Origin of the sequence: Acinetobacter sp. 251-1 (assembly GCF_030329305.1) — a bacterium.
GTDB classification, from domain to species: Bacteria; Pseudomonadota; Gammaproteobacteria; order Pseudomonadales; family Moraxellaceae; genus Acinetobacter; species Acinetobacter piscicola_A.
Genome location: NZ_JACANS010000009.1, coordinates 125,047 through 150,847, shown reverse-complemented (window position 1 = coordinate 150,847; position 25,801 = coordinate 125,047). Strand labels below are relative to the sequence as shown.

The 25,801-nt window shown below is 39.1% G+C and carries 23 protein-coding genes; 15 read left to right on the top strand and 8 right to left on the bottom strand.

The features are described from left to right. Positions 1–152: 152 nt before the first annotated feature. The 3 genes from guaB (at position 153) to pdxH (ending at position 3,757) form a co-directional block, all read left to right on the top strand. The gene (gene guaB / locus HX129_RS09445; RefSeq protein WP_130072374.1) at positions 153–1,619 is read left to right on the top strand and encodes an IMP dehydrogenase; all 1,467 of its coding nucleotides are present in this window, start codon (positions 153–155) and stop codon (positions 1,617–1,619) included. A 126-nt stretch (positions 1,620–1,745) separates the two neighbouring features. Continuing rightward, positions 1,746–3,080: a phosphoglucosamine mutase gene (gene glmM / locus HX129_RS09440; RefSeq protein WP_286434327.1), complete on the top strand. Its 1,335-nt coding sequence runs from the start codon at positions 1,746–1,748 to the stop codon at positions 3,078–3,080. A gap of 20 nt (positions 3,081–3,100) precedes the next feature. Then, the gene (pdxH, locus tag HX129_RS09435; RefSeq protein WP_130072372.1) at positions 3,101–3,757 is read left to right on the top strand and encodes a pyridoxamine 5'-phosphate oxidase; all 657 of its coding nucleotides are present in this window, start codon (positions 3,101–3,103) and stop codon (positions 3,755–3,757) included. Between the two features lie 83 nt (positions 3,758–3,840). On the opposite strand, the gene HX129_RS09430 is transcribed toward pdxH, so the two are convergent. Then, entirely contained in the window at positions 3,841–4,200 is a 360-nt protein-coding gene (locus HX129_RS09430) for a hypothetical protein (protein WP_130072371.1), read from the bottom strand. A gap of 200 nt (positions 4,201–4,400) precedes the next feature. Here HX129_RS09430 and recJ point away from each other — a divergent pair, with 200 nt between their 5' ends. Further along, the gene (gene recJ, locus HX129_RS09425) at positions 4,401–6,104 is read left to right on the top strand and encodes a single-stranded-DNA-specific exonuclease RecJ (RefSeq protein ID WP_130072370.1); all 1,704 of its coding nucleotides are present in this window, start codon (positions 4,401–4,403) and stop codon (positions 6,102–6,104) included. A gap of 73 nt (positions 6,105–6,177) precedes the next feature. Here recJ and HX129_RS09420 read toward each other — a convergent pair whose 3' ends face one another. After that, positions 6,178–6,948, bottom strand: a complete 771-nt coding sequence (locus tag HX129_RS09420) for a putative porin (protein WP_130072369.1) — start codon at positions 6,946–6,948, stop codon at positions 6,178–6,180. A gap of 454 nt (positions 6,949–7,402) precedes the next feature. Here HX129_RS09420 and prfB point away from each other — a divergent pair. The 3 genes from prfB (at position 7,403) to HX129_RS09405 (ending at position 10,084) form a co-directional block, all read left to right on the top strand. After that, a protein-coding gene (gene prfB / locus HX129_RS09415; RefSeq protein ID WP_130072368.1) for a peptide chain release factor 2 occupies positions 7,403–8,498 on the top strand; the annotation gives its coding sequence in 2 pieces (ribosomal slippage) (positions 7,403–7,474 and positions 7,476–8,498; 1,095 coding nt in all). A gap of 162 nt (positions 8,499–8,660) precedes the next feature. Further along, positions 8,661–8,960, top strand: coding sequence for an ArsR/SmtB family transcription factor (locus HX129_RS09410; protein ID WP_130072367.1), 300 nt, complete (start codon positions 8,661–8,663; stop codon positions 8,958–8,960). 50 nt (positions 8,961–9,010) lie between these two features. Continuing rightward, positions 9,011–10,084 (top strand): alkene reductase, encoded by a 1,074-nt coding sequence (locus HX129_RS09405; RefSeq protein WP_286434324.1) that lies wholly within the window; start codon positions 9,011–9,013, stop codon positions 10,082–10,084. Between the two features lie 10 nt (positions 10,085–10,094). Here HX129_RS09405 and HX129_RS09400 read toward each other — a convergent pair whose 3' ends face one another. Both HX129_RS09400 and HX129_RS09395 read right to left on the bottom strand, forming a co-directional pair. Beyond that, complete coding sequence (locus HX129_RS09400) at positions 10,095–11,231, bottom strand: GGDEF domain-containing protein (RefSeq protein WP_286434322.1); 1,137 nt, start codon at positions 11,229–11,231, stop codon at positions 10,095–10,097. A 374-nt stretch (positions 11,232–11,605) separates the two neighbouring features. Beyond that, positions 11,606–12,520, bottom strand: coding sequence for an alpha/beta hydrolase (locus HX129_RS09395; protein WP_130072364.1), 915 nt, complete (start codon positions 12,518–12,520; stop codon positions 11,606–11,608). 156 nt (positions 12,521–12,676) lie between these two features. Here HX129_RS09395 and HX129_RS09390 point away from each other — a divergent pair, with 156 nt between their 5' ends. After that, a complete protein-coding gene (locus HX129_RS09390; RefSeq protein ID WP_130072363.1) occupies positions 12,677–13,105 on the top strand; it encodes a DUF2147 domain-containing protein in 429 nt (142 codons plus the stop codon). A gap of 125 nt (positions 13,106–13,230) precedes the next feature. Here the strand turns inward: HX129_RS09390 and HX129_RS09385 are convergent, their stop codons facing one another. Continuing rightward, on the bottom strand, positions 13,231–13,578 hold the full coding sequence (locus HX129_RS09385; protein WP_180045530.1) for a Spx/MgsR family RNA polymerase-binding regulatory protein: 348 nt from the start codon (positions 13,576–13,578) through the stop codon (positions 13,231–13,233). Between the two features lie 516 nt (positions 13,579–14,094). Further along, complete coding sequence (locus HX129_RS09380) at positions 14,095–14,913, bottom strand: exodeoxyribonuclease III (RefSeq protein ID WP_130072361.1); 819 nt, start codon at positions 14,911–14,913, stop codon at positions 14,095–14,097. A 41-nt stretch (positions 14,914–14,954) separates the two neighbouring features. Between HX129_RS09380 and pyrE the strand changes: the two genes are divergently transcribed. From pyrE to HX129_RS09355, 5 genes are all read left to right on the top strand, one after another. Beyond that, entirely contained in the window at positions 14,955–15,605 is a 651-nt protein-coding gene (gene pyrE / locus HX129_RS09375; RefSeq protein ID WP_130072360.1) for an orotate phosphoribosyltransferase, read from the top strand. An 80-nt stretch (positions 15,606–15,685) separates the two neighbouring features. After that, complete coding sequence (locus tag HX129_RS09370) at positions 15,686–16,237, top strand: hypothetical protein (RefSeq protein WP_174493940.1); 552 nt, start codon at positions 15,686–15,688, stop codon at positions 16,235–16,237. A 190-nt stretch (positions 16,238–16,427) separates the two neighbouring features. Beyond that, positions 16,428–17,375, top strand: a complete 948-nt coding sequence (locus HX129_RS09365) for a pirin family protein (protein ID WP_286434320.1) — start codon at positions 16,428–16,430, stop codon at positions 17,373–17,375. 94 nt (positions 17,376–17,469) lie between these two features. After that, the gene (locus HX129_RS09360) at positions 17,470–17,868 is read left to right on the top strand and encodes an OsmC family protein (RefSeq protein WP_130072357.1); all 399 of its coding nucleotides are present in this window, start codon (positions 17,470–17,472) and stop codon (positions 17,866–17,868) included. 96 nt (positions 17,869–17,964) lie between these two features. Further along, positions 17,965–18,564, top strand: a complete 600-nt coding sequence (locus HX129_RS09355; RefSeq protein WP_286434319.1) for an alpha/beta fold hydrolase — start codon at positions 17,965–17,967, stop codon at positions 18,562–18,564. A 52-nt stretch (positions 18,565–18,616) separates the two neighbouring features. On the opposite strand, the gene HX129_RS09350 is transcribed toward HX129_RS09355, so the two are convergent. Both HX129_RS09350 and HX129_RS09345 read right to left on the bottom strand, forming a co-directional pair. After that, entirely contained in the window at positions 18,617–19,384 is a 768-nt protein-coding gene (locus HX129_RS09350) for a hypothetical protein (protein ID WP_130072355.1), read from the bottom strand. Positions 19,385–19,775: 391 nt separating this feature from the next. Then, the gene (locus HX129_RS09345; RefSeq protein WP_286434318.1) at positions 19,776–23,267 is read right to left on the bottom strand and encodes a hybrid sensor histidine kinase/response regulator; all 3,492 of its coding nucleotides are present in this window, start codon (positions 23,265–23,267) and stop codon (positions 19,776–19,778) included. Between the two features lie 185 nt (positions 23,268–23,452). On the opposite strand from HX129_RS09345, the gene HX129_RS09340 reads away from it, so the two are divergent. Then, entirely contained in the window at positions 23,453–23,788 is a 336-nt protein-coding gene (locus tag HX129_RS09340; RefSeq protein ID WP_130072353.1) for a DUF485 domain-containing protein, read from the top strand. A 1-nt stretch (position 23,789) separates the two neighbouring features. After that, complete coding sequence (locus tag HX129_RS09335; protein ID WP_130072352.1) at positions 23,790–25,505, top strand: cation acetate symporter; 1,716 nt, start codon at positions 23,790–23,792, stop codon at positions 25,503–25,505. Positions 25,506–25,801 lie beyond the last annotated feature (296 nt).

Below are 25,801 nucleotides of genomic sequence, written 5' to 3'. Positions count from 1 at the left end.
TCATTCAACATAAAATAACAATTCAAGTTTCTAGAGTTTGATAAATTTTGTATATATGGAAGTCCCATGCAAGTTTAAAAAAGACAATAAAAAATGAAATTTAAACGGAAATTTGTATATAATAGCTCACGGAAATTACCAGCGAGACTGTTATGTTGACCATCGTTCAAGAAGCCCTTACTTTTGATGATGTCTTATTACTCCCTGCCTATTCTACTGTCCTCCCAAAAGATGTCTCTTTAAAGACACGCCTTACCCGCGGCATTCAACTGAATATTCCTATGGTTTCAGCAGCAATGGATACTGTGACTGAGTCACGTATGGCGATTGCAATGGCGCAAAATGGCGGTATCGGTATCCTGCATAAAAACATGGACATTTCTGCTCAGGCTGCAGAAGTACGCCGTGTGAAAAAATTTGAAGCGGGTATGGTGAAAGATCCAATTACTGTGACACCAGAAACGACAGTGCGTGAGTTGATTGCGATTACAGAAGCAAATAACATCAGTGGTGTACCTGTTGTAAAAGACGGTAAAGTGGTAGGTATCGTAACAGGTCGTGATACACGTTTCGAAACCAATCTTGAACAACCTGTTAGCAATATCATGACAGGTCAAGACCGTCTTGTGACAGTTCGTGAAAATGAATCTAAAGAACATATCCAAGCACTTTTACAAAAAAATCGCATCGAAAAAGTGATTGTGGTTGGTGAAAATAATGAACTAAAAGGCTTAATTACGGTGACTGACTTCCGTAAAGCTGAATTGTATCCAAACAGTTGTAAAGATGACTTGGGTCGTCTACGTGTAGGTGCTGCGGTGGGTACAGGTGTAGAAACGCCAAGCCGTGTTGAAGCATTAGTAGAAGCGGGTGTCGATGCGATTGTGGTTGATACTGCACATGGTCATTCTGCAGGTGTAATCGAGCGTGTACGTTGGGTAAAAGCGAACTATCCACAAGTGCAAGTCATTGGCGGAAACATTGCAACAGGTGATGCTGCATTGGCATTGTTAGATGCAGGTGCAGATGCGGTTAAAGTCGGTATCGGTCCTGGTTCAATTTGTACCACACGTATTGTGGCGGGCATTGGTATGCCACAAATCTCTGCAATTGATTCTGTTGCAAATGCATTGAAAGATCAAATTCCATTGATCGCAGATGGTGGTATTCGCTTCTCAGGCGATATGGCAAAAGCGATTGGTGCAGGTGCAAGTACCATCATGGTGGGTTCACTCATGGCGGGTACTGAAGAAGCACCAGGTGAAGTTGAATTCTTCCAAGGTCGTTACTATAAGGCATACCGTGGTATGGGTTCATTGGGTGCGATGGCGGGTGCAACAGGTTCTGCTGACCGTTATTTCCAAGACTCAAAAGCGGGCGCTGAAAAATTAGTACCAGAAGGGATCGAAGGTCGTGTACCGTACAAAGGTCCAATGGGCAATATCGTGCATCAAATGATGGGTGGTTTACGTTCATCTATGGGGTATACAGGTTCTGCAACAGTTGAAGATCTACGTCAAAACGCGAAATTTGTGAAAATTACCTCAGCAGGTATGTCTGAATCACACGTGCATGATGTAACGATCACCAAAGAAGCGCCGAACTACCGTGTAGGCTAATACATCTTTTTTCGTTGTAATTTTGCATTTAAAAACCGTCATTTTATGACGGTTTTTTTATTTTGGTGTAAAGTAATGCGATTGAAAATCAACTGTTAAACAACACGATAAATAAGTGGGTAAAAAATGAGTTATTTTGGTACAGACGGGATTCGAGGCAAATTTGGTGAACTCCCAATTACCCCAGAATTTGCATTAAAATTAGGATTTGCAGCAGGAAAAGTATTAAAGCAAATTAGTCCAAAAACTAAGCCTATTGTTGTTTTGGGTAAAGATACACGTTTGTCAGGTTATATTTTAGAAGCTGCTTTACAAGCAGGATTGAATGCAGCAGGTGTGTATGTGCATTTGCTTGGTCCTTTGCCAACGCCTGCGATTGCACATTTGACCCGTGCTTTACATGCCAATTTGGGTATCGTAATTTCAGCTTCACATAACCCATATTTTGATAATGGGATTAAATTCTTTTCTGATGAAGGTAAAAAATTACCTGACGCCATTCAGGAAGCGATTAATAAAGAATTAGAAAATGACATCGTGATCGAAGACAACGCCAATTTGGGTAAAAGTGTCCGTGTTAAAGATGCCAATGGTCGTTATATCGAGTTTTGTAAGTCGACATTCCCATACCATTTCAACTTACGCCATTTAAAAATTGTGGTGGATTGTGCACATGGTGCAGCCTATAGCGTAGGCCCTGCGGTATTTCGTGAACTCGGTGCAAAAGTGATTGCTCTGTATAACGAACCGACAGGCTTAAATATTAATGAAGGTTGTGGCTCAACCCATCCTGAAAATTTACAAAAAGCAGTGGTACAACACCAAGCAGATTTAGGTATTGCTTTTGATGGCGATGCGGATCGTGTAGTTTTGGTCGATCGTCATGGTCACTTGGTTGATGGCGATGCGATTTTATATATCCTCGCAACACAAGCAGCAAACAAACCTGCGGGTATTGTGGGAACTGTGATGAGCAATATGGCATTAGAACTTGCACTTGAAAAAGCACAAGTGCCATTTGTTCGTGCCAAAGTTGGTGACCGTTATGTATTGCAGGCACTTGAAGACAATCAATGGGTGATCGGTGGTGAGCCTTCAGGTCATATTTTGACTTTAGATAAAAGTACCACAGGTGATGCGATCATTGCAGCACTACAAGTCTTGACGGTTATGGTTGAGCAAGACAAAGCTTTAGATGAATTAATCGCTGACTTTAAACTTTTGCCAAATGTTTTGGTGAATGTACGTTTAGAAGAAATGTATGACCCGTTTGCTGTACCTGCATTGGTTGCCGCATTTGATCAAGCTGAAAAGCAATTGAAAGGTCGTGGTCGTATTCTGATTCGTAAATCAGGCACTGAGCCTGTGATCCGTGTTATGGTTGAAGGGGATAATTTACAAGAAGTAACTGATCTTGCAAATCATTTGGCAGATCAAGTCCGCCAAAATGCGAAGGCTTAAGAGTTAAGGGGATAAGGTACATGAGTGATGTCATTAAAGATTTAAGTGAGCTACGTCTGACTTATGAAAAGGGTGAACTGCATGAAGATCAAGTGGATACAAATCCACATGAACAATTTCTGAATTGGTTCAATCTGGCTTTAACTGCAAAACTACATGAACCTTATGCTATGTCTTTGGCGACTGCGGATGATAAAGGTCGTCCGCATGTGCGTACTGTGCTACTGCGTGGTGCAACGGAAGCAGGTTATGATTTTTATACCAACTATGACAGTCAAAAAGGTTTAGATTTAGCTGCTAATCCTTATGCAGAAATTTTATTTTATTGGGCTGAATTAGAGCGTCAGGTGCGGATTGGTGGTTATGTCACGAAGATTTCACTTGAAGAGTCCACCGATTATTATCATAAGCGTCCACGTGATAGCCAAATTGCAGCGCATATCAGTACACCACAAAGTGGTGTGATCGAAAGTCGTGAATTACTACAACAACGTTTTCAAGCATTGCATGATCGAGTTGAGCAACAGTCTGAGCTGAATAAACCTGAATTTTGGGGTGGTTATCGTTTAGAACCACAACATTATGAATTTTGGCAAGGTCGTCCGAACCGTTTACACGATCGTCTAAGCTATGAAAAAGTGGATGCAGCTTGGCAGATTCGACGGTTAATGCCTTAAAATATGATGAATATCAATGCTTTGTATTAAGCTATATGTAATGATGAAAAGAGATCGTTTGTGATCTCTTTTTATTTTAAGATTTAATTTTTTAAATACACAATACTTTGAGTTTCATAAATTTTTTGTCCTGAATAAGGATTATCCACTAATTTAAGATTGACACGTGCTTTACGGTCATTCAGTTCATATTCCTGATATTCATCTTCAGCAAGGTGTTGCATCATATTTTCATATGCTTGATGGTATTGCGTGCAATATTGACGATCGCCACAGAAAGTTGAAAGCTGAACATTGTCCACATTGGCAATTTCCATAGATAAATAACAACTATCTGAACCACAAACAAATGATTTTAAATAGACCTCTTCAGTCATTGTGCTAGGTAAAGCATATGCATGTTGTAGGCTGAATAGTCCAAATGCCAAAAGAATTTTTTTCATCATATCCTCATTATAAAAGTTGAATTGATTATGGTGTATAAATTTGTTGGTATTTTAAGCTAAATGACTGAATTATTTAAGGTCTAAACAAGCACTCAAAAGCTGATTGTTATATTGGACATGCTGCAAAAATCCTATGCTTGCTGAATTAAAAAGGAACTCTTTATAATCCTATTTAATTGATATGACATGTGAATGCAGTGAATAAAATTAAAATTCGACAACGACCCTTGTTAAGCTCTCCTGATGTTTTTCCGCAATTGCCACATTTCGCTGCTGAAATTTTAGCAAGACGTGGTGTGCAGTCTGAGCAAGAACTCGATTTAAAACTGAAATACTTACTTGCGCCAACCTTGAAAGGTCTTGATCAAGCCATCGAAATCATTGACCGTGCGATAGATGAACATCAAAAAATTGTGATTGTGGGTGACTACGATGCTGATGGTGCAACCAGTACCGCATTGATGATTTTAGCACTGACCGAAATGGGTGCGGATGTGCATTATCTGGTGCCTGATCGTTTTAAATATGGTTATGGCTTAACACCTAAAATTGCCGATTTGGCTTTTGAAAGTTTTCAACCTGACCTATTGATTACTGTGGACAATGGCATTTCAAGTCATGCAGGGGTGGAACAGGCACAGTCACATGCGATGCAAGTGATTATTACCGACCATCATTTAACCACTAAAGAAACACCAAAAGCTGAGGCTGTTGTGAACCCAAATCAGTTGGGCTGTGATTTTCCAAGTAAGGCATTAGCAGGGGTTGGTGTTGCCTTTTATTTACTTGCCAATCTAAGTAGTTATCGTGGCAAACAAGGAAAGTCGGCTGCGAAGATGGCACAGTATTTAGACTTAGTGGCATTGGGAACCTATGCGGATGTGGCAAGTTTAGACTATAACAATCGCATTTTGGTGGATGCAGGTTTAAAACGCATTCAACAAAATCAATGCCGTGTTGGCATCAGTGCATTGCTCGATATCGCAGGGCGTGAACCCGCAGAGTTAAAAGCCTCAGATTTAGGTTTTGTACTCGGTCCTCGGATTAATGCCGCAGGGCGTATGGATACGATGGATATAGGCATTGAATGTCTGTTGGCAACCGATGCACAAAAAGCTTATGCCTTAGCACAGCAACTTAATGATTTAAATTTGGAACGCCGTCAAATTGAAGCGCAAATGAAGCAGGAAGCTTTGCTTGAGATGGAGAAATTACAATTAGATCAAAATCATTTACCTGCTGCTTTAGTGATGTTTGATGAAGATTGGCATCAAGGCGTGATCGGCATTGTTGCGGGACGTTTAAAAGAACAGTTTCATCGCCCGAGTATCGTCTTTGCTGCGGATAAAGATGGTATTCATATCAAAGGTTCAGCTCGTTCCATTGAAGGGATCCATATTCGCGATTGCATTGAAAAAGTGGCGGAGCAGCACCCTCACTTGGTCAGTTTCTTTGGTGGGCATGCAGCAGCGGCAGGCTTAACCATCAAAAAGCAGCACTTTGAAGAATTTAAGCAGATTTTTACTGAATTGATTGCCCAATCTGAGGATGAGTTATTTCAAGCAACGTTATGGACAGATGGCGAATTACCATTGCATGAGATTCAACTGACGACCGTGAATACCATTGAAAATTTAGGCCCTTGGGGGCAAAAATTCCCTGCACCTGTATTTGAAGGGCATTTTCAGGTATTAGAACATCGTTGGCTGAAAGACGTGCATTTAAAATTGAAATTGGCACTGGGCAATGGGCAATCTGTAGATGCAATAGCATTTAATGTTGCAGATCGGTTTGATTTTGACCCTGCGAAACCACAGGTACATTTGGTTTATGAATTAGATAAAAATCAGTTCAATGGCAATGTTAGTGTGCAACTGAGAATGTTGCATTTACAACAGTAAGCTATTTTTCCATTTTCTATGAAAAAACCGCTCAAAGTTGAGCGGTTTTTTGTTTTGCTAAGCTCGTTTAATCTTAGAAACGATAACCTGCACGTACGCCATAAGTATTGTAGTCATCACCGAAGCCTACACGACCTTCCACGCTGACATTTTGATTTAAGAATTTCTTCGCAGAAATACCAAATTCATCACGTTCAGTTAAGTCATTGTTGTAGTAATCAGCACCAACACTTAATGTTTTATCTAAATATAAATCGCCACGAACTTTATATTCATCTAAGTCACCAAAAGCACCATATGCTTCAAAGTTCGCATCGTATTGACCAACTTGAGTGACATATTTTGCACGTACAGTTGGGTCTACGCCGTCGTCACCATCTTTTTCATCATAGCCTGTTAAACCTAGAGCAAGTAATAAACCTGGCGCAGGTAAATAACCAACTTCAGCACCGTATGTTGTTACTTTTCTGTCAATATTGGTGTTGTCGACTTCAAGATCGTCACGACCAACATTACCACTTAAATAAAAGTCACTACCTGGTACGAAGTACTCAACGCCTGCACCATATTGTGAATCTTTGATGCCATCATTGTCGGCATAATTTACATGTGCTTTTACATTACTTGCACGGTCAAGGAAGGCTGCTTCATTTAAAGGTGCATTACGTGTTTGTACTGGGTTGAAATAGTAAGTTCCATCTACACCGAATTGATGTGTTGCATCAAAATCATCCCAATCAGTATAAGTATAAGAACCGCCTACTTCTGCTTGATAAGCATTTGCAGTGCCTGAAACTGCGATCGCTGAAAGTGCGATTGCTGAAGCGATTGCTAATTTTTTCATGGATTCTTCTCCCCTCTGAAAGAAATATAGTTTCATCGTTTTAAATCTTTTGTTACAAGTTCAGTCTAAGGGAAATAATAACTGCGTCAATCATTGCAAAGTAACAGAACTGTAATGTTGGTAAATTAATGTAAAATTCAATAATTAAATTATTTATTTTCAATTATATATGTTTATGTTTTGTTTTATTAAAACTATGTAGAAAATGTGTGTAATCTTAAATTTTGATTAAAAATAAAACAAAATATGTAACAATACATTTTTTAGCCGTTGTCATTTTGCCAAAATATTGTGAAATTTAATTGCTCAATTGACCTCAGTATACCGCGTAAAAGTAGGCAATATTTTATAGCTGAAACAAGCAATTTATTCTAAAAATAAAAGCATTTTTTCATGTTTATATGCTCTGTGATAGAATGCCCCCGAATAAATTTTGATACATAGGATAGCACTCGTGGAAATAAATCCATTTCTAAACCAATTAAAAGACTTAAATGACCGTGGTCTTACACTACGGGGGTATCTTTGACTACGATCTAAAGAAAGAGCGTTTAGAAGAGGTTCTCCGCGAGTTAGAAGATCCTGCCATTTGGAATGACCAAAGCCGTGCACAGGCGATGGCTAAAGAAAAAGGTGAACTTGAAAACGTACTCAACGTTTTAGAAGGTTTAGCCACACAAATTGAAGATGCTCAAGCACTTTTAGACTTGGCTGTTGAAGCGGATGATGAAAGTTTATTGGTCGATGTACAAGCAGAGTTAGACACAGCAGAAGCTGAATTGGCGAAGCTTGAGTTCCGTCGTATGTTTAGTAACCCAATGGACCCGAACCCATGTTATGTGGAAATTCAGGCAGGTTCTGGCGGTACAGAAGCACAGGACTGGGCTTCGATGTTACTACGTATGTATATGCGTTGGATTGAACGTCATGGCTTTAAAGCCGAACTGATGGAAGAATCGGATGGCGATGTAGCAGGGATTAAATCTGCAACCATTCGTGTGGAAGGTGAGTATGCTTATGGTTGGTTACGTACCGAATCTGGTGTACATCGTTTAGTGCGTAAGTCACCTTTTGACTCCGGTAACCGTCGTCATACTTCATTCTCAGCAGTATTCGTTTCACCTGAAGTCGATGACAATATTGAAATTGATATTAACCCTGCCGATGTTCGCACAGATACCTACCGTGCATCAGGTGCAGGTGGTCAGCACATTAACAAAACTGACTCTGCGGTACGTTTAACACATGCACCAACCGGTATTGTGGTTGCATGTCAGAACCAACGTTCACAACATGCCAACCGTGACCATGCATGGAAACAGTTACGTGCAAAATTGTATGAACTGGAAATGAGTAAACGTAACGAGGCAGCACAGGCACTTGAAGACTCTAAGTCTGATATTGGTTGGGGCAGCCAGATTCGTTCGTATGTATTGGATGATTCACGTATTAAAGACTTGCGTACAGGCGTGGAAAATTCCAACACAGGTGCGGTTCTTGATGGTGATCTGGATAAATTTATTGAGGCGAGCTTAAAGCAAGGGCTTTAATCGCTGAAATTAAATTTTTATAAAAAGCAAAGCATTATCTGCATTTTTACAATATATCTAAAATAATCGATATTAAAATCGAAAAAATACGATATATTGAGTTTAACGATGCTGGGTAATGCTTTGTTGTGCATTTGGATATGTCTGATACGAGTTCTAAGTATGGATATTGATTTAATTTCTAAAGCTTTGGCAAATCCGACTCGACGGCAGATCTTGGCGTGGTTGAAAAACCCGCAGCAATATCTGTGCGAAGAACAGTGTGGAGGCTTTAGTCGTGGGGTCTGTGCAGGGAATATCGAAAAACTCGGTAAGGTCTCACAATCCACCATGTCAAATCATTTGTCTGTGTTACAACAGTCAGGTCTAATTCAGGCTGAAAAATATGGTCAATGGTCTTATTTTTCCCGCAATGAAGCTCTTATTCAGCAATATATTGAACATTTACAGCAAGCACTGTAAGACTCAGCAGATGCTGAGATTCTCTCTCTTTGGTGCTGAATGAGGCAAAAATGGCTGAACTGAATTCTCCGCTTATTTTAGGTGATTTACACCTTAAAAACCGTGTCATCATGGCACCTTTAACCCGTAGTCGCGCGACCATAGACCGTGTTCCTACGGCAATCATGGCAGAGTACTATGCTCAAAGAGCCAGTGCAGGTTTAATCATTTCTGAAGCGACGGTTATTTCTGAACAAGCCAATGGTTATTTAAACACGCCGGGATTATTCACCGATGCTCAGGTGGAAGGCTGGAAGCTAACCACGCAGGCAGTACATGACAAAGGTGGTTTGATTGTTGCTCAACTTTGGCATGTCGGACGTGTTTCACATCCTGATCTACTGGGTGGTGAAACGCCTGTTTCGGCAAGTGCAGTACAGCAAGCAGGGCAAGTCAGTTTACTTCGTCCAAAACGTGATTATGTTGTGCCACGTCCTTTGCAAATTACAGAAATTAAAAGCATTGTTGAACAATATAAACAGGCTGCAATCCGTGCCAAAGACGCAGGTTTTGATGGTGTTGAACTCCATGCTGCCAATGGTTATTTGATCGATCAGTTTTTACAGAGTAAAACCAATCAGCGTGATGATGAATACGGTGGCTCTGTGGAAAACCGTGCCCGTCTATTGCTTGAAGTGACCGATGCCTTGATCGAGGTTTGGGGTGCGGGTCGTGTGGGTGTGCATTTGGCACCTCGTGGCGATGAACATGACATGGGGGATGCTGATCCACGTGAAACCTTTGGCTATGCACTCGAAGAATTGGGTAAACGTAAAATCGCGTTCTTCTTTACCCGTGAATATCTAGCAGATGACAGTATTAGCATCTATATGAAAGAACGTTCAGGTGGCGTGCCATACATTGCCAATATGAAATTAAGCCGTGCAGATGCCATTGAACTCTTAGCTTCAGGCAAAGCCGATGCGGTGTCTTTTGGTAAAGCTTATATTGCAAATCCTGATCTGTATGAACGTTTACTTCTGGATGCACCTTTGAATGAGTTGGTGTTTGAAAATATGATCGGCTCACAAACAGCAGAAGGCTATATTGATTACCCTGCTTTAGCAGAAGAGCCGACCGCTTAAACTTTAGCATTCAAGGTTTGAGCGTTTTATGTTGGAATGACTGAAATGTTGTTCCATCATAAATTTGTACTTGATTTCGTCCTGCTTGTTTGGCGTGATAGAGTGCTCGATCTGCTAAATAAATCGCTTGATCAATATTTGCTAAGTTGCGAGTTATGCCTAAACCAAAACTAGCCGTCAGATAAATCTGTTGACCATCATCGAGTTGTAAAGGATGGTGAGCAATCATTTTTCGACACTTTTCTGCGATTTCTAAAGCTTGTGTTTCTGTAATTTGTGGTAAAAGTAAAATAAATTCCTCACCACCATAACGCGCGACAATATCCGTTTTACGAACCGATGCAGATAACGTTTTTGCAATGTGTGTAAGTGCTAAATCACCTGTGTGATGCCCATATCGATCATTAATCGCTTTGAAATGGTCTAAATCAAGTAAAATAATGAGATAAGAAAGCTGCTGTTGTTGTAGCTCTTTGATTTTATCATCAAAAAAGCGTCGATTATATAACCCTGTTAATGGATCGATTTGGCTAATCTGTTGAAATAAAGATTCTCTATGGCGCCATTGCATGAGCAGTATTTCAAAGAAAAATAGACCTGCAAATAACACAGGAATAATGAAATAAATCATGCTATAAACCCAAAAACTATTATGATAGGGAATACTATTTAATAGTTGATGGCTAAAAATAGGTGCATAAGGAATGATATTTTTAGTGGTCAGATAAATTAGAGTGGAAAAAATAGAGGTCGCTAAAACTAAATTAAAATAAATAATTTTTTGATTAAATAAAACTAATCCGATACCTGTAACACAAACACTGGTAAATATTGTTGCGGGGCTATAGATTCCAACTAAATAACCGTCTAATATTAAAATTAAGATAAATGTTGTAATCACAAAATAGCTAAAATAATGATTTACCCATTGTTTTTTATGATTAAAAATACTGATAATAATTAAAATAGTCAGACAAATGATAGAAATAATGTTAATCGAAAGTTGATGTTTTAATAATGAAATGTTTAACCATTGCCACAGTGTTGGCGTGATTAAAATATAAACTTTCCACATAATCCAAAGTAAATGAATTAAAATAGCCAATACCAATACTAAAATACATTTATGAATAGTAGACCAACTCATAATAATGTTAGATTGTATATAATTGATCATTTTCTTTGCTAAATTATTCATGGGAGTTAGCTTAAATCATTATTTATGTATTTTTTATACATACTCTAAAATATAGAATATTTTAATAAAAAACACGGTATTTTTTACGGGAGCATTTTAAGTTAATCTTTTACTAAATTGACTCAAGATATATTTTTATATCGATTCTGAGCCAATTTTAAATAGATTGAAAAGAAAAATAATGCATAAATTATGTGTTATAAAATTATAAACCTAAATGATTATTTTCTAAATATTTTTTTATTTAAAATTATGTCTAAAAATGCGATATAAGCAGTGAGCAGCTATTGCTAACTGACTGCTTAATATTTTTTACAACGTGATTAGCTTTGATCAAGTCGATGGGCAAAGTCAGCAATATCGGCAAGTGCTTTTTTTGCTTCATCAAACCATGGACTAAACATTTGAAAGTTATGCCACATCCCTGTATAGAGTTTATAGGTGACATCTACATCGGCTTTTTTAGCTTTTTTCTCGAAACGGATTGCATCATCCATTAAGATTTCTTTTGAACCCACTTGTACAAGTGTAGGAGGGAGACCTTTAAAATCACCAAAAATAGGTGAAATTTCAGGAATAGAAGCATCTATACCTTGTGGAACATAATAACTAATCCCCGTTTCTAAGGCTTCTACAGAAAGTAAAGCATCATGTTTTTGATTATAACGTAAAGATTCACTGGTTAATGTTAAGTCTAAAAAAGGTGACATTAAAATTAAGCCACTGGGTAGATGTTCGGGATCGTCTTTTTTTAGTTTTAATGCGAGTGCTAAAGCTAAATTTGCACCGCAAGAATCACCTGAAACAATAATATCTTTGGCTTGTACACCTTGATCCATAAGCATTTGATATATATCATAAATCGCATCGCTTGCTTCAGGATACGGGTGATCAGGTGCTAAAGGATAGTCCACATGTAAGACTTGCATTTGTGTGCGAAGTGCAATTTCAGATAAAAAAGCCCGATGTGTTTTGAGTGAACCAACGAAAAAAGCACCACCATGAATGTGAAAAATCATCTGCGTGGTTGAAGCTTGTGGCTTTATTTCTTCAGCATGTATACCTGCAATACGCAAAGAGCGCAAAACCACGCCTTTGGGTTGAGGAAAAACACGTGTCAGTTGTTCGAGAGCAAAACGTACAGCAGTCGGTGGGAGATTTAAGCGACTAGGCATTTTAAAACTGGTCTTTAAAATAGTTTCTGTGATGAATTGTTTCATTAACGGATTAATCTTCATGCTTTTTCCATTTTGTTTGGTTTTTACTGTTTTTATTTGTTGAATAACCAACATTATTTACAAGGGTACACTAAATAGTCACATTCAAAAATTGCATATTTGTTGTAATTTTTGAATACTATTACATGTTAATGATGACTAGGGAAATCAACAAAAATGAAAAAAATAGCACTAATGATGGGTTTATTGACAGTGACAGCATTTGCCAATGCCGCAGATCCACTTAACGGCACAGTATGGAAAACCATCGATGATGAAACCAAACAAGCTAAAGCAGTGGTGAAATTTACTGAACAAAAAAATGGTACGCTTTCAGCTACGATTCAAAGCATTGTGACGCCAGGTGAAGAAAATGCATGTACGAAATGTGAAGGGAAGTATCACAATAAATCGTTGAAAGGTGTCACCATTGTTTACGGTTTAAAAAATGTCAATGGTAAATATGAAGGCGGCACAATTTTAGATCCCAAAAATGGTAAAACCTATAAGCTTAAAGGTGAGTTAGCAGGTAATAAGCTTAACTTACGTGGTTATATGGGGGTTTCAGCATTGGGTCGTAATCAAACTTGGATTCGTGCCAACTAATCCTGAGTCAATGAATGATTAAAAAAAAGCTCGATGAACATATCGAGCTTTTTTATTGTTAACTTAAAAAGATAGAGTGACAGATGAGATCAAACGCTGTTTAAGTTGTTACCGCGCATTGGATATTATTGGAGTGCTTTGATTTTTTCTTCATCAAAACCGACCACGTACATGCCATCTTTTTCAATCACAGGACGTTTGATCATACTTGTGTGTATGATGAGTGCTTGAATGAGGTTCTCTTGGCTTGCTAAAGCCTCTTGTTGTTCTTGTTCAGAAAGTTTTTTCCAGGTTGTGCCTTTTTTATTGAGAATAATCTCTGCTCCTTGCTGCGTTAACCATTTTTTTAATGTGTCCGCATCTATGCCTTGTTTTTTATAATCATGAAACTCATAAGGAATGGACAATTCATTGAGTAAATCAAATGCTTTTTTCATCGAATTACAGTTTTTGATTCCGTAAATTTTCAACATAGTCGAGAACCTATTTGTCGTTAAATTTGAATACTGATAAATTTTAGGGTAGCAAAAAAATGCGATGACCAAAAACGATTTAAAATTTAAAATGAGAAATGGAAGGTGAAAATATCACTTGTCATAAAAATGAAAGATAAAGTGTTTAAATTAAGAGATATAAACATGAAGAAAAATTATAAAGATAAACAACGAAAACACTTGAAAATAACAAAGTAATTATTTAAAACATAAGAAAGAGAAAACCCGCATCTAATCATCCTGACTATGCGGGTCTCAGTACAACGTCCAATGTCAAATCCATTAAAAATATTAAACTTGCGTTTAGTATTTTCTTTTCATCCTACGGCGTCCTATCCTTTTGCTGTCATCCTGACAATGTCCCTGTGCCGTGAGACAATAATGCGCTTATTGAGGTGAAGAAAAAATACGATAACACGACAAGCATTGTACGATATTTACATATATTAAGTGAACATGTGTTCACTTAATATATTGAGAAAGGACTACAACGCGTTAAATTTGGTAATCAATAATGACCGGTGCATGGTCACTAAACCATTGTTCTTTGTAGACCCAAGCATTGACAGTGCGTGCTTTCCAGTCTGGTGAACATGCTTGATAGTCGATGCGCCAGCCCACATTTTTAGCACGAGCTTGCCCACGATTTGACCACCAAGAATAAACTTCAGCTTCTTTACGTACTTCACGGAAAGTATCTACATAGCCTAAATCATCATAAATATGGTCGAGCCAAGCACGTTCATGTGGTAAACAACCAGACGCTTTTTGGTTGCCTGACCAGTTTTTAATATCAATGCGTTTATGCACGATATTATAATCCCCACAAACGATGACTGATTTATTTTCATCACGCCATTGTTTTAAAATGATTTTATATTCTTCCAAAAAATGATCTTTACGTGTTTGTGCTTCTTCACCTGATGAGCCTGAAGGAAGGTAAAGTGAACAAATATGGATGTTTTGTTCTAAACCGAGATCAAATTCAGCACTGATAAAACGGCCCTGTGAATCGGCTAATTCAAATCCTAAACCATCTTTGACGGATACAAAAGGTAATCGGCTATAGATGGCAGTTCCTGCATAGCCAGCTTTTTCTGCGGGGAATAGGTGTGTGTACCAACCTTCAGGTTTAAACTTGTCTGTCCATTGTGCATGAGTAATGCGACTTTCTTGCATGCAGATCACGTCTGCATCGGATTGTTCCATCCAGTCAAGAAGTCCTTTGGTCACAGAAGCACGGAGACCATTTACGTTAATGGACACAACGCGTAAAATTTTTTGATCACTTGGATAGCTACTCTTTGGTATCATGCGCAAGTCTTTACCTCTATACAGAATATTTGGAGCACCTCATGTCAACGCCAGCTCAGTTTAACCCACAAGCTTTTATCGAACTCGCATTATCACGTGGTGTGCTTAAATTTGGTGAGTTTACTTTAAAATCAGGCCGTGTGAGCCCTTATTTTTTTAATGCAGGTTTGCTCAACGATGGTGAAGCATTATCGCTACTTGCACAGGGTTATGCAGATAAAATCACACAATGTAACAATGTTGAGGTGATTTTTGGCCCTGCTTATAAAGGCATTCCATTTGTTGCAGCAACAGCTGTGGCACTTTCTCAAATTCACGGTGTCAGTGTACCTTGGGGTTTTAACCGCAAAGAAGCAAAGGATCACGGTGAGGGGGGTGTATTGGTCGGTGCTGCGGTTGAAGGTAAAAAAGTGTGGATCATTGATGATGTGATCACTGCTGGAACTGCGATTCGTGAAGTTGTGACTATTTTGAAAAATGCGGGTGCAAGTATTGCAGGTGTATTGGTTGCTTTAGATCGTCAAGAAAAAGGTCAAGGCTCATTGTCTGCTATTCAAGAAGTACAAAAAGAGTTAGAAATTCCTGTACATGCTTTAATTACCATGAAAGATTTGATGGAATATTTAGACGCTAAAGGTGAAAAAGAAGCTTTGGCAAAAATGGAAGCTTATCGTGTTAAATATGGTATTTAAGCCTGTAAAAAATAATGATTTAGAGTAAGGAGCGTAAGCTCCTTATTTTGTTGGTTGATTTGTTTCAGGTGAATGGATAGATGCTTTTTTTAGTTTTAGTTGTCATCGTAATTGTACTTGGTTTTTTTATGATACAACAATTGGATGAACGACGTTGGCAACGTTATCAGTTTGAACGTGATATGTTTTTTCGTGATCATCCTTTGTTATTACAAGACATAGATGACTTTGATTATGCACTGAAATTAAGTCATGCGATGCAGCGTAAAATTATCACTGAACTGATGCTAAAACCCACAATACAACCCATCTATAAAAAAATGCGTTTACAACGCCTACCTGAAATAAGACAAGAAAAATATCATATCCAAGTGTTATTAAATGATATTAAAATCGGGGAATTAGACCGTAATTATGCGCAACAATGTGGAGAGCGTTTAGTTAAAACGGATTTTGAAATTGGTCGCCCGATTGAAGTTTTGGCAGAAATTTTGGTGTTACGTAAAAATAGTCATGAACTCACCTGTCAAATACATTTGAGTTTGCCTCAAGATCCGACACAGATCGCCAATTTATTGGTTGCTGAACAAGCAAGTTTAAAATCGAAAGTGCAAATGCCGCATAGTCAATAGATTGATCTAATTTCAATTTTTTGCTGTGATTTTTTTTACATAAGAATAAAAAAACAATTCTGTTATTGTCCTATCCTTGATATTCAGCGTATTAATTGTGCTATAGGTCAAGGATTTAAAAATTGACTACAATGTGCAATATTCAGCATGACCATAACAATTTTATGGATAGGTAATTTAGGATAACAAGATGACCAATACCAATTATACCGAGATTTCGAATTCAGACGATTGTGAAAAATACGTGAATAAATTTATTCAAGATTTTGAAATTCGCTCTGCTGAGATTGGCAAAGGCACCGTCATTAAACGTGCATTACCGAGTCGTCATAAACGCATGATTGGCGCATGGTGCTTTTTGGATCACGCAGGTCCAGTCCATTTTCCACAAGGCGATGGTTTAGATGTTGGACCACATCCACATATTGGCTTACAGACCTTTACCTGGATGATTGAAGGAACCATGATGCATACAGATAGCATTGGTTCAAAACAATTGATTCGCCCAAAACAAGTCAACTTAATGACGGCGGGTTATGGCATTTCACATACAGAAGTTGCACCAGATACTGAAACCAAGATGCATGCTGCACAGCTATGGATTGCATTGCCTGATGATAAACTCAATATGGCACCGCAGTTTGATCATTATCCAGAGTTGCCTGTCGTGATCCGAGAGGGGGTTGAATTTACAGTATTGGTTGGTGAGTATCTCAATACGACTTCGCCTGTGAAGGTCCACAGTGAACTTTTAGGCGTTGATTTAACAGCTCAAGAATCAACCACGACACGTATTCCACTTAATCCTCAGTTTGAATATGGCTTTTTAGCGTTAGAAGGCAACGCAATCATCAATGGGCATGAACTGACTGATGATAATATGGTGGTGCTAGAACCAGGTTTAAATGAAATAGAAATACAGCTCCATGCGGGTAGTCGTTTGTTGTTACTTGGTGGGGAGCCGTTTGAGTCACCGATTTTATTATGGTGGAATTTGGTCGGGCGCACGCAAGAAGAATTAAAAATTGCACGTGAACAATGGATAAATCATGATGCACGTTTTGGCACAATTCCTGACTATGACGGTCCTCGTTTAGAAGCACCTGCATTCCCAGATAAAATGCGCCCGTCAAAATAAGTTTTAAATGTTTAAGATTAGCTCAACATCAGATGTATGTTGAGTTTTAACATGGCAGCTTGAGCCATATTTTAAATTCATCAGGAGAATAACCATGGCAATGATTGCACATGCAAAAGTAAAAACATTGTCTACAGCATGGTCGGGTGAAGTGACCAGTGGTCAACATCAACTCATGACAGATAAACCTGAATCTTTTGGTGGTCAAGATAAAGGCTTAGCACCCTATGATTTTATTTGTTCAGGATTAATCTCATGCACCATGATTACCTTACGTATGTATGCACAGCACAAAGGTTTTGATTTAGGTGAGTTCACTGTTGAAGCTGATTTTAATGCCAATAAAGAAGGCAAAGAATGGATTGAGCGTCGTTTGTCTTTTGAGCAAGAACTTTCTGCGGAGTTAAAACAAAAAGTTTTAGATATTTGTCAAAAAACGCCTGTCACCAAAACTTTATTGCGTAGTGTCGAGATTCAAACCACATTACTTTAAAGCAGTCATCAAAAGGTATTGTCATGGCAATGCCTTTTTTTATAACTCATCCATTTAAAAATAAGAATGCTTTAACATCTTGAAAGAGATTTGAATTTGCACAATTTTATATTTTTGCCGGGTGCTTCGGGCAGTACAGCATTTTGGCAACCTGTGGTGCAGGCTTTGCCAAGCCATTTGCATCCATCTATTGTGGCTTATCCCAGTTTTGATGGTCATTCTGATCATGCTGAAGTACAAAGCTTTGAAGATCTACAACATTATGTATTGCAAAAGATTCAGCAGCCGAGTGTGATTGTAGCCCAATCTATGGGTGGGATTTTTGCGGTGCAAGCGGCTTTACAAAAACCACATTTGGTTCGGGCTTTAGTTTTGGTGGCAACGTCTGGCGGTATTGATTTAAGCCCATTTGATGTGGCGAATTGGCGAGATGATTATCAGCTTAACTTGGCTGTACCAGATTGGTTTGCGACACATCATTCCGATGTCAGTACGCAGTTGGATCAAATACAATGTCCTGTGCTGTTGCTCTGGGGCGATGCCGATCCAATCAGTCCTGTGGCTGTGGGTGAGTATTTACAACAGAAATTACCCAAGGCTGAGCTTTTTGTGATTGCACATGGACAGCATGATTTGGCAAATGTTTATGCAGAGCAAGTGTCGAGACTCATTTTAGCGTTTTTTGCAAAGCTGTAATAAAAATGCCCAAGATAGGCTTGAGCATTTTACTGCAGTTGAATAGAAAGAATTAAGCCAAACAGTCCTGTTTAGAAACTAAATCTGGGCAACCCAATGGATTGAGTGCGCATTTTAAATCTTCGATTTGTTCGGGGGTGACATATCCTTTTGACTGTAAATATTCGGCAACACGGTCATCACGTAGGCTGAGGAATGCGGCATCATATACTTCTAGGTCGACAAATAGGGCAGCGGTTTCTAAGCTATTAAAGCGATCAAGGAAAATGTCATCGCCATACATTAAAAAGATATGGTCATATGCTGCATGCGTGTCAACATTTAAACGCTGTGCCAAAGTGGTGGGTGAGGTTTTAACAAAGAGTAAATCAGACAATTCATCAAATTGGGTTAAATCAAGCACATTTTCCCCTGTTTTGACTTTGCCTAACCACGCTTTAAACACCAATACTGCACCGCCACGTAATAACATACTCCAAATTTGATGACGAGTTTCATCATCTAAAGATTTACATTCCTCTTTGAGTTCTTGAATGAGTAATTCTTCTTGTTGCGCAATTTTGTCAAATAGACCTAAACCTTGTGGTTGATAAGCAGCCGATGTAAAGACATCAAATTTTAGATCTTCAAACACTTTCAACGCCAACGGCACTGCTGCTTGATAAAGTGCATTCAGTGCATGTAATTGGGCATGTTCAAGCTTGCTATGTGGAAAAACTTCTGCCCAATTAATTTCAGGCAAAATCGCATTCACGCCATACTGACGGTGGAATTGTTGTGTTTGGTGAATACCCTGTGGGACTGCTGCTGAAATGTTCATGGGAAAGCTCCTACTTTTAAATTTTTGTTGCATCATTCCAAATGCAAATTGATCAATCAATGAATAGATTTTATGAGTTATTGAAGATGCAATAGGAATACGACTAAAGTATTATTCTTGGTTTTATTAATATTATTTTTATTGAAATCATCTATTTAAATAATTGTAACTAAGTGTACAAGTGTATAGTAATAAATTTGATTGAATTTGCCATAGAAAACATCGTGTTGAATTTTTTGGTCAATGAATTTTACTTAAATGGGCAATGTTTTGAGCATTTTCGCCTAATCGTTTTAAAACTCGGTCATTTTACTTAAAAAAAGCGCCTAAAAACGGTGTTTTTAGGCGCGATAAATGTATCAAAACATATTTTGGCGACGGTTTAAAAATGCTATTTAGAGATTTTTAAACCTGATAACCAAGAACGTAATGAGGCAGGTTTTAACGGTTTTTTCAGTAAGACAATATTCAACTCTTTTAAATGTTGTGGTAATTCAGGATCTGAGTCTGCGGTGATTAAGGCAACAGGCACATTCTCCTGACGATTTTCTATAATAAAATTTAAGCCGATTTTATTGTCATTTAAGTGTTGGTCGACCAACCATACTTGAATATTTTCCTGTTGAATGAGGTCTAATGCTTGTTCAGGTTCGGTGGCTTTAAAGACTTGATAACCCCATTTGGTCAGTAAAGTATGCATACCTTCTAAGATCGTCTCATCATTGTCTAAGCATAAAATTTTATAGGCTTTGGTGCGTAATGGGACAGCTTGTACAGGGGCTGCTACGACTTTAGGTGCATCCACAATAGGGACTTCGATCATGAAGCATGAGCCCTTACCTAATTCAGAGTAAACATGTACAGGGTAGTCGAGTAAGCTGGTCATACGTTGTACAATGGCTAAGCCAAGTCCTAAACCTTGTTCGCCCCACGGAGAGGTATGTCCACAGCGTTCAAATTCTTGGAATAGCTTAATGCGTTGTTCTTCCGCAATACCTGGCCCTGTGTCCCATACACCGATGCGAATATGCTTGCTATGAGGCGCTGAACGTAATACGCCCACCACCACGCGCCCTTTGGCTGTATAACGCAAAGCATTACTCACAAAGTTTTGAATAATACGGCGAATCCATTGTGGATCGGTGTCAATCCAAAACTGCGCGTCATGTACTACTAATTTGATATTGCGCTGCGCGGCAATGGACTTGAACTGTAGTTCTAAATCGCTGAGTAAATCATGCAATGGATAAATTTGCCGTTTGGGTTGAATCGTTCCCCCTTCTAAACGGGCAATGTCCAATAGCGCAGACAGCATACTTTCTGCGCCATGTAAGGCACGATCCAGTTGTTGTAAAGTTTTACGATCTTCATCGGTTTGCACACTCTGCTCAAGCGCAGTGCTGAATAAGCGTGCGGCGTGCATAGGTTGTAATAAGTCATGACTGGCTGCGGCAATAAAGCGGCTTTTTGACATATTGGCTTTATCGGCTTGTTCACGTGCCAACTGTTGTTCTGCAAGTGCATTTGCCAATTGTTGTGTACGATCAGAAACACGCGCTTCGAGCACGGCTTCATTTTCACGGAACGCAGTAATATCGGCAAAGGTCGTCACAAAACCACCCCCTTCAATGGGGTTACCACGCATTTGAATGACACGACCATCTTTACGAATACGTTCAAATTCATGTGCACTGCCGACTTTCATCCAATGTATACGTTTGCGCACATGTTCTTCGATGGAGCCTGGACCACATTCACCACGTTCAGCGTTATAACGAATCAAATCGGCAATCGGACAGCCGACATACACCAAATCTTTGGGATAATCAAAAAGTTTGAGGTATTGGTTATTCCAAGCCACTAAACACATATTCTCATCGACGACACTCACCCCTTGTGTCATGTGGTCGATCATGGTCATGATCAGGTTTTGGTTAAACCGTTGCCATTGCGATGCCTGATCGAGAATATTGGCAACTTGTCCAAGGGCTAAGCCGTTGTTGACCATTGCTGTTGTAAGGAGTGTACGTGCAGATGCAGCACCAATTGTGCCTGCTAAATATTGTTCGGTGAAACGCCACCACATGCCATTGGCACTGCTATTTTCATTCAGTACCACATTATTCATGATACAAAATTGACGAAAAGCTTGAATGGTCGGACCTTCACCCGTAATGCGTTTGGCAAGCGTAATCAAATCGCCTACTTTTAAACGTGCTACATCATGGTTTAAATAATTGATATCTGTTGAGGTACTTTGTGCAGGTAAAGGTTTAGTTTCATAGTAGAAGAAACTTTCTGCTTGGATTTGTTCTGCAACAGATGGGCGATAAATACGAGAAACCCAAATATAGAGCATGATATTTAAACCCAATGCCCAGATCACGCCATGTGTGAGTGGTGCAAAAGATTCAAAGCCTAATAACGCCTCAGGACGTAACCACTGAATATTGAATGGGCCAGCGATTAAAAACTGATATGAAAATTGGCTATATTCGGCAGGTAGGCTGCGTAATACAGTGGGCAGTAGGAGGGTATAAGTCCATAAAATAAAACCAATGACTAGTCCTGCGTAAACGCCTTGGCGACTACCACCACGCCAATATAACCCCCCAATTAGGGCAGGTGAAAATTGGGCAACAGCACTAAATGCCAATAGACCAAAGGTTGACAGTTGGTCAATGTCATTAAAGAAATGAAAGAATAAAAAGCCCAAGAACATCACGGCTAAAATACAAATACGCCGCGTCAATTTGAGGACTTGAGGTAAGCGTTTGTCATGGCGTGACAATAAGTTAAATCGCCACAATGCAGGCATGATTAAGTCATTGCTGAGCATAATAGACAGAGCAACAGAAGACACTAACAGCATACCTGTAGATGCAGAAAAGCCACCTAAAAATGCCAATAATGTTAGCCAATCTTGCCCATAACTCAGAGGTAAAGACAACACGGCGACATCGGGAATACTTAAGTACGAAGGTGCGGCATGCAGTGCCCAACTGGCAATAGGAATAATCGCAATAATGGTTAAAATCAGATAAGCCGCAAACCAACGCCGTGCGCCACGAATATGCTTTTCGTCACGCAATTCAACCACGGCAACATGGAACTGTCGTGGTAAACAAATGATGGCTAATGCTGCAAGTAAGGTTTGTACCCAAAAGGTTTCAGGAACACCAAATAATTGTACTTCGTGGAATGTTTTAGTGACATCTTTAGAAATTTGCAGCAAATTGGCTGGATTTTCAAAAATAAAAAAGAATGCAACACACAATAATGCAAAGAGCTTCACAAATGACTCAAATGCAACAGCAAGCATTAAACCACCATGTTGTTCAGTATTGGCAATTTGCCGTGTACCGAACAACATCGCTAAAATTGCAAGTACAGCAGTTAATGCTAAAACTCCATTGGTCGTGGTGGATACCACTTGGGTATTATGATCAAGCATGACGGATGCACTGAGCGCAATGGCACGTAGCTGTAGTGCTAAATAAGGAATAATGGCGATGACTGCAAGGATCGTCACAAGGGAAGCCAATGTGCCACTTTTACCATAACGTGCTGCGACAAAGTCAGCGATCGAAGAAATGGCATGATGCTGACGCACACGTCCTAAACGCCGCCAAATGTCATAACCGAGTCCAACAAAGAGTAACGGGCCTAAATAGATGGGAAGGAAAATAATTCCTTCGCGAACTGCCGCACCTGTCGCACCATAAAATGTCCAAGATGAACAATAGACACCCAATGTTAGACTAAAGAGAAGCATCCGTCCTCTGGTGCTCAGTCGACTGGCATGTTTTTCACCAAAGAATGCACAGGCAAACAAAATGATGATGTAAAGGGCGAGAACCCCAATAATCAACCAACTATTCATAGCAACTACAGTTCAAAAATCTCAGACTATGATAACGCATCCATGAACTGACGCGTTCATTCTGTTCAAAATTTAACGACCAAAGTCTAAGTTACGCAGCTCAACAACATTGTTAATTTTAGCTTATCAAAATAATGATTAAAAATTGCAACCAGTGGACTGGTCGCAAATCAAGGAGCAAGATTATGGATGAGAGACAGGTAGATGCAATTCTACATAATCCAAAATTCAAAGAAATGGTGGCTAAAAAGAGTAAATTAAGCTGGACACTTACGGCAATTATGCTGTTTGTTTATGTTGGCTTTATGCTTTTAGTGGGTTACAACAAAGAGTTTTTATTGACGAAGGTATCTGAAGGTGGTGTGACCACAATCGGTATTCCTTTGGGACTAGGCATTATTGTGCTTTCTTTCGTGTTATGCGGTGTGTACTCATATATTGCCAATAATAAATTGGATAAATTGACTGAAGATGCAATGAAAGAAGTGGAAGCAATCGCACATGAAAAAGGAATGCACTAAGATGAAATGGAACTCTTTAAAAACTAAAGCAGCTCTTGCATCTACAGCACTGCTTTCAACAATTGCTCAAGCTGGTCCAGACCTTGGTGCAGCAGAACAACAAGCAACCAATTGGCATGCAATCATTATGTTTGCAGTCTTTGTTGGATTAACCTTATTTATTACTAAATGGGCAGCAAAACAAACCACAAGCACTGCGGATTTCTATACTGCGGGTGGTGGTATTTCAGGTTTCCAAAATGGTTTGGCGATTGCAGGTGACTATATGTCAGCAGCATCGTTCTTGGGTATTTCTGCGATGGTGTTTAGCTCTGGCTTTGACGGCTTGCTGTATTCACTGGGCTTCATGGTCGGTTGGCCAATCGTATTGTTCTTGGTTGCTGAACGTCTACGTAACTTGGGTAAATATAACCTTTCAGATGTAGTGTCATTCCGTTTGGAAGAAAAACCAGTACGTACCTTAGCCGCAGTCAGTTCATTGGTTGTTGTTGCATTTTATTTGATTGCTCAAATGGTGGGTGCAGGTCAGCTCATTAAACTATTATTCGGTTTGAACTATAACATTGCGGTGGTGATCGTAGGTCTTCTGATGATGGCTTACGTGATCTTCGGTGGTATGTTGGCAACAACGTGGGTACAGATCATTAAAGCGGTAATGTTGCTTTCAGGTGCGACATTCATGGCGTTCATGGTGATGCATTCTGTAGGTTATAGCTTCTCTGAAATGTTCAAGCAATCTATTGATGTATTTGCGAAAGTACATGATGTTAGCCTAGATGAAGCTTCTAAAATTATGGGGCCGGGGAGTCTTGCTGCAAATCCATTAGATGCACTATCACTTGGTTTGGCATTAATGTTTGGTACAGCAGGTTTACCACATATTCTTATGCGTTTCTTTACTGTTAAAGATGCCAAAGAAGCACGTAAATCAGTGGTTGTGGCAACAGGTTTCATTGGTTATTTCTATCTATTAACCTTCATTATTGGTTTCGGTGCGATCCTTTTTGTATCAAACAATCCACAATTCATCGACGTTGCGAAAATGGCGGTGACTGGTAAGTTAGAGCTTGTTGGTGGTAACAACATGGCTGCAGTTCACCTTGCAGATGCTGTTGGCGGTGACTTGTTCATGGGCTTTATTTCAGCAGTAGCGTTCGCAACAATTCTTGCGGTTGTGGCTGGTTTGACTTTGTCTGGTGCATCAGCAATCTCTCATGACTTGTATGCAAACGTAATCAAGAAAGGTCAAACGACTCCTGAATCTGAATTACGTATGTCTAAGATCGCAACTTTAGGTCTAGCAATTTTCGCGATGATCTTAGGTATTTTGTTCGAGAAACAAAACGTAGCATTCATGGTGGGTTTGGCATTCTCAGTAGCGGCTTGTGCAAACTTCCCAGTACTTGTACTTTCAATGTTCTGGAAAGGTTTAACAACTCGTGGTGCAGTGATTGGTGGCGTGGTAGGTCTAGTAACAGCGGTAACATTAATCATCTTATCTAAAGCAGTTTGGGTAGATACATTAAAAATCTCTGATACGCCAATTAACTCATTCAATGGCCCTGCAATCTTTGCAATGCCATTAGCATTCATCTGTTGTTGGTTCTTCTCAATTACAGATAAATCAGCACGTGCTGAAGCAGAACGTAAAGCATTTGATGCACAATATGTTCGTTCGCAAACAGGTATTGGTATCTCAGGTGCATCTGATCACTAAGTCTGAACTTGTGTAAAAAAGTCCCATCAGGGACTTTTTTTATGTGGGGTAGAATCTGGAATTTTAAATCTGAAATCTGAATTGCAATATAAATCCAACCATCTAAAAAACAGCGTCTTGTTTATCTGTTTTAAAGTACTCATCTCATTTTGCATTGGTTCATAGAGCTATATCGTTGTTTGCATCATGCTGTTGTTGTATGATTTTTTGCACCTTACATTCCATCACGAAAATACATGCTCAGAACCCAAGACATTTTGCGAATGTATTGATGAGTTTTTAAAATTTTCTGTAAG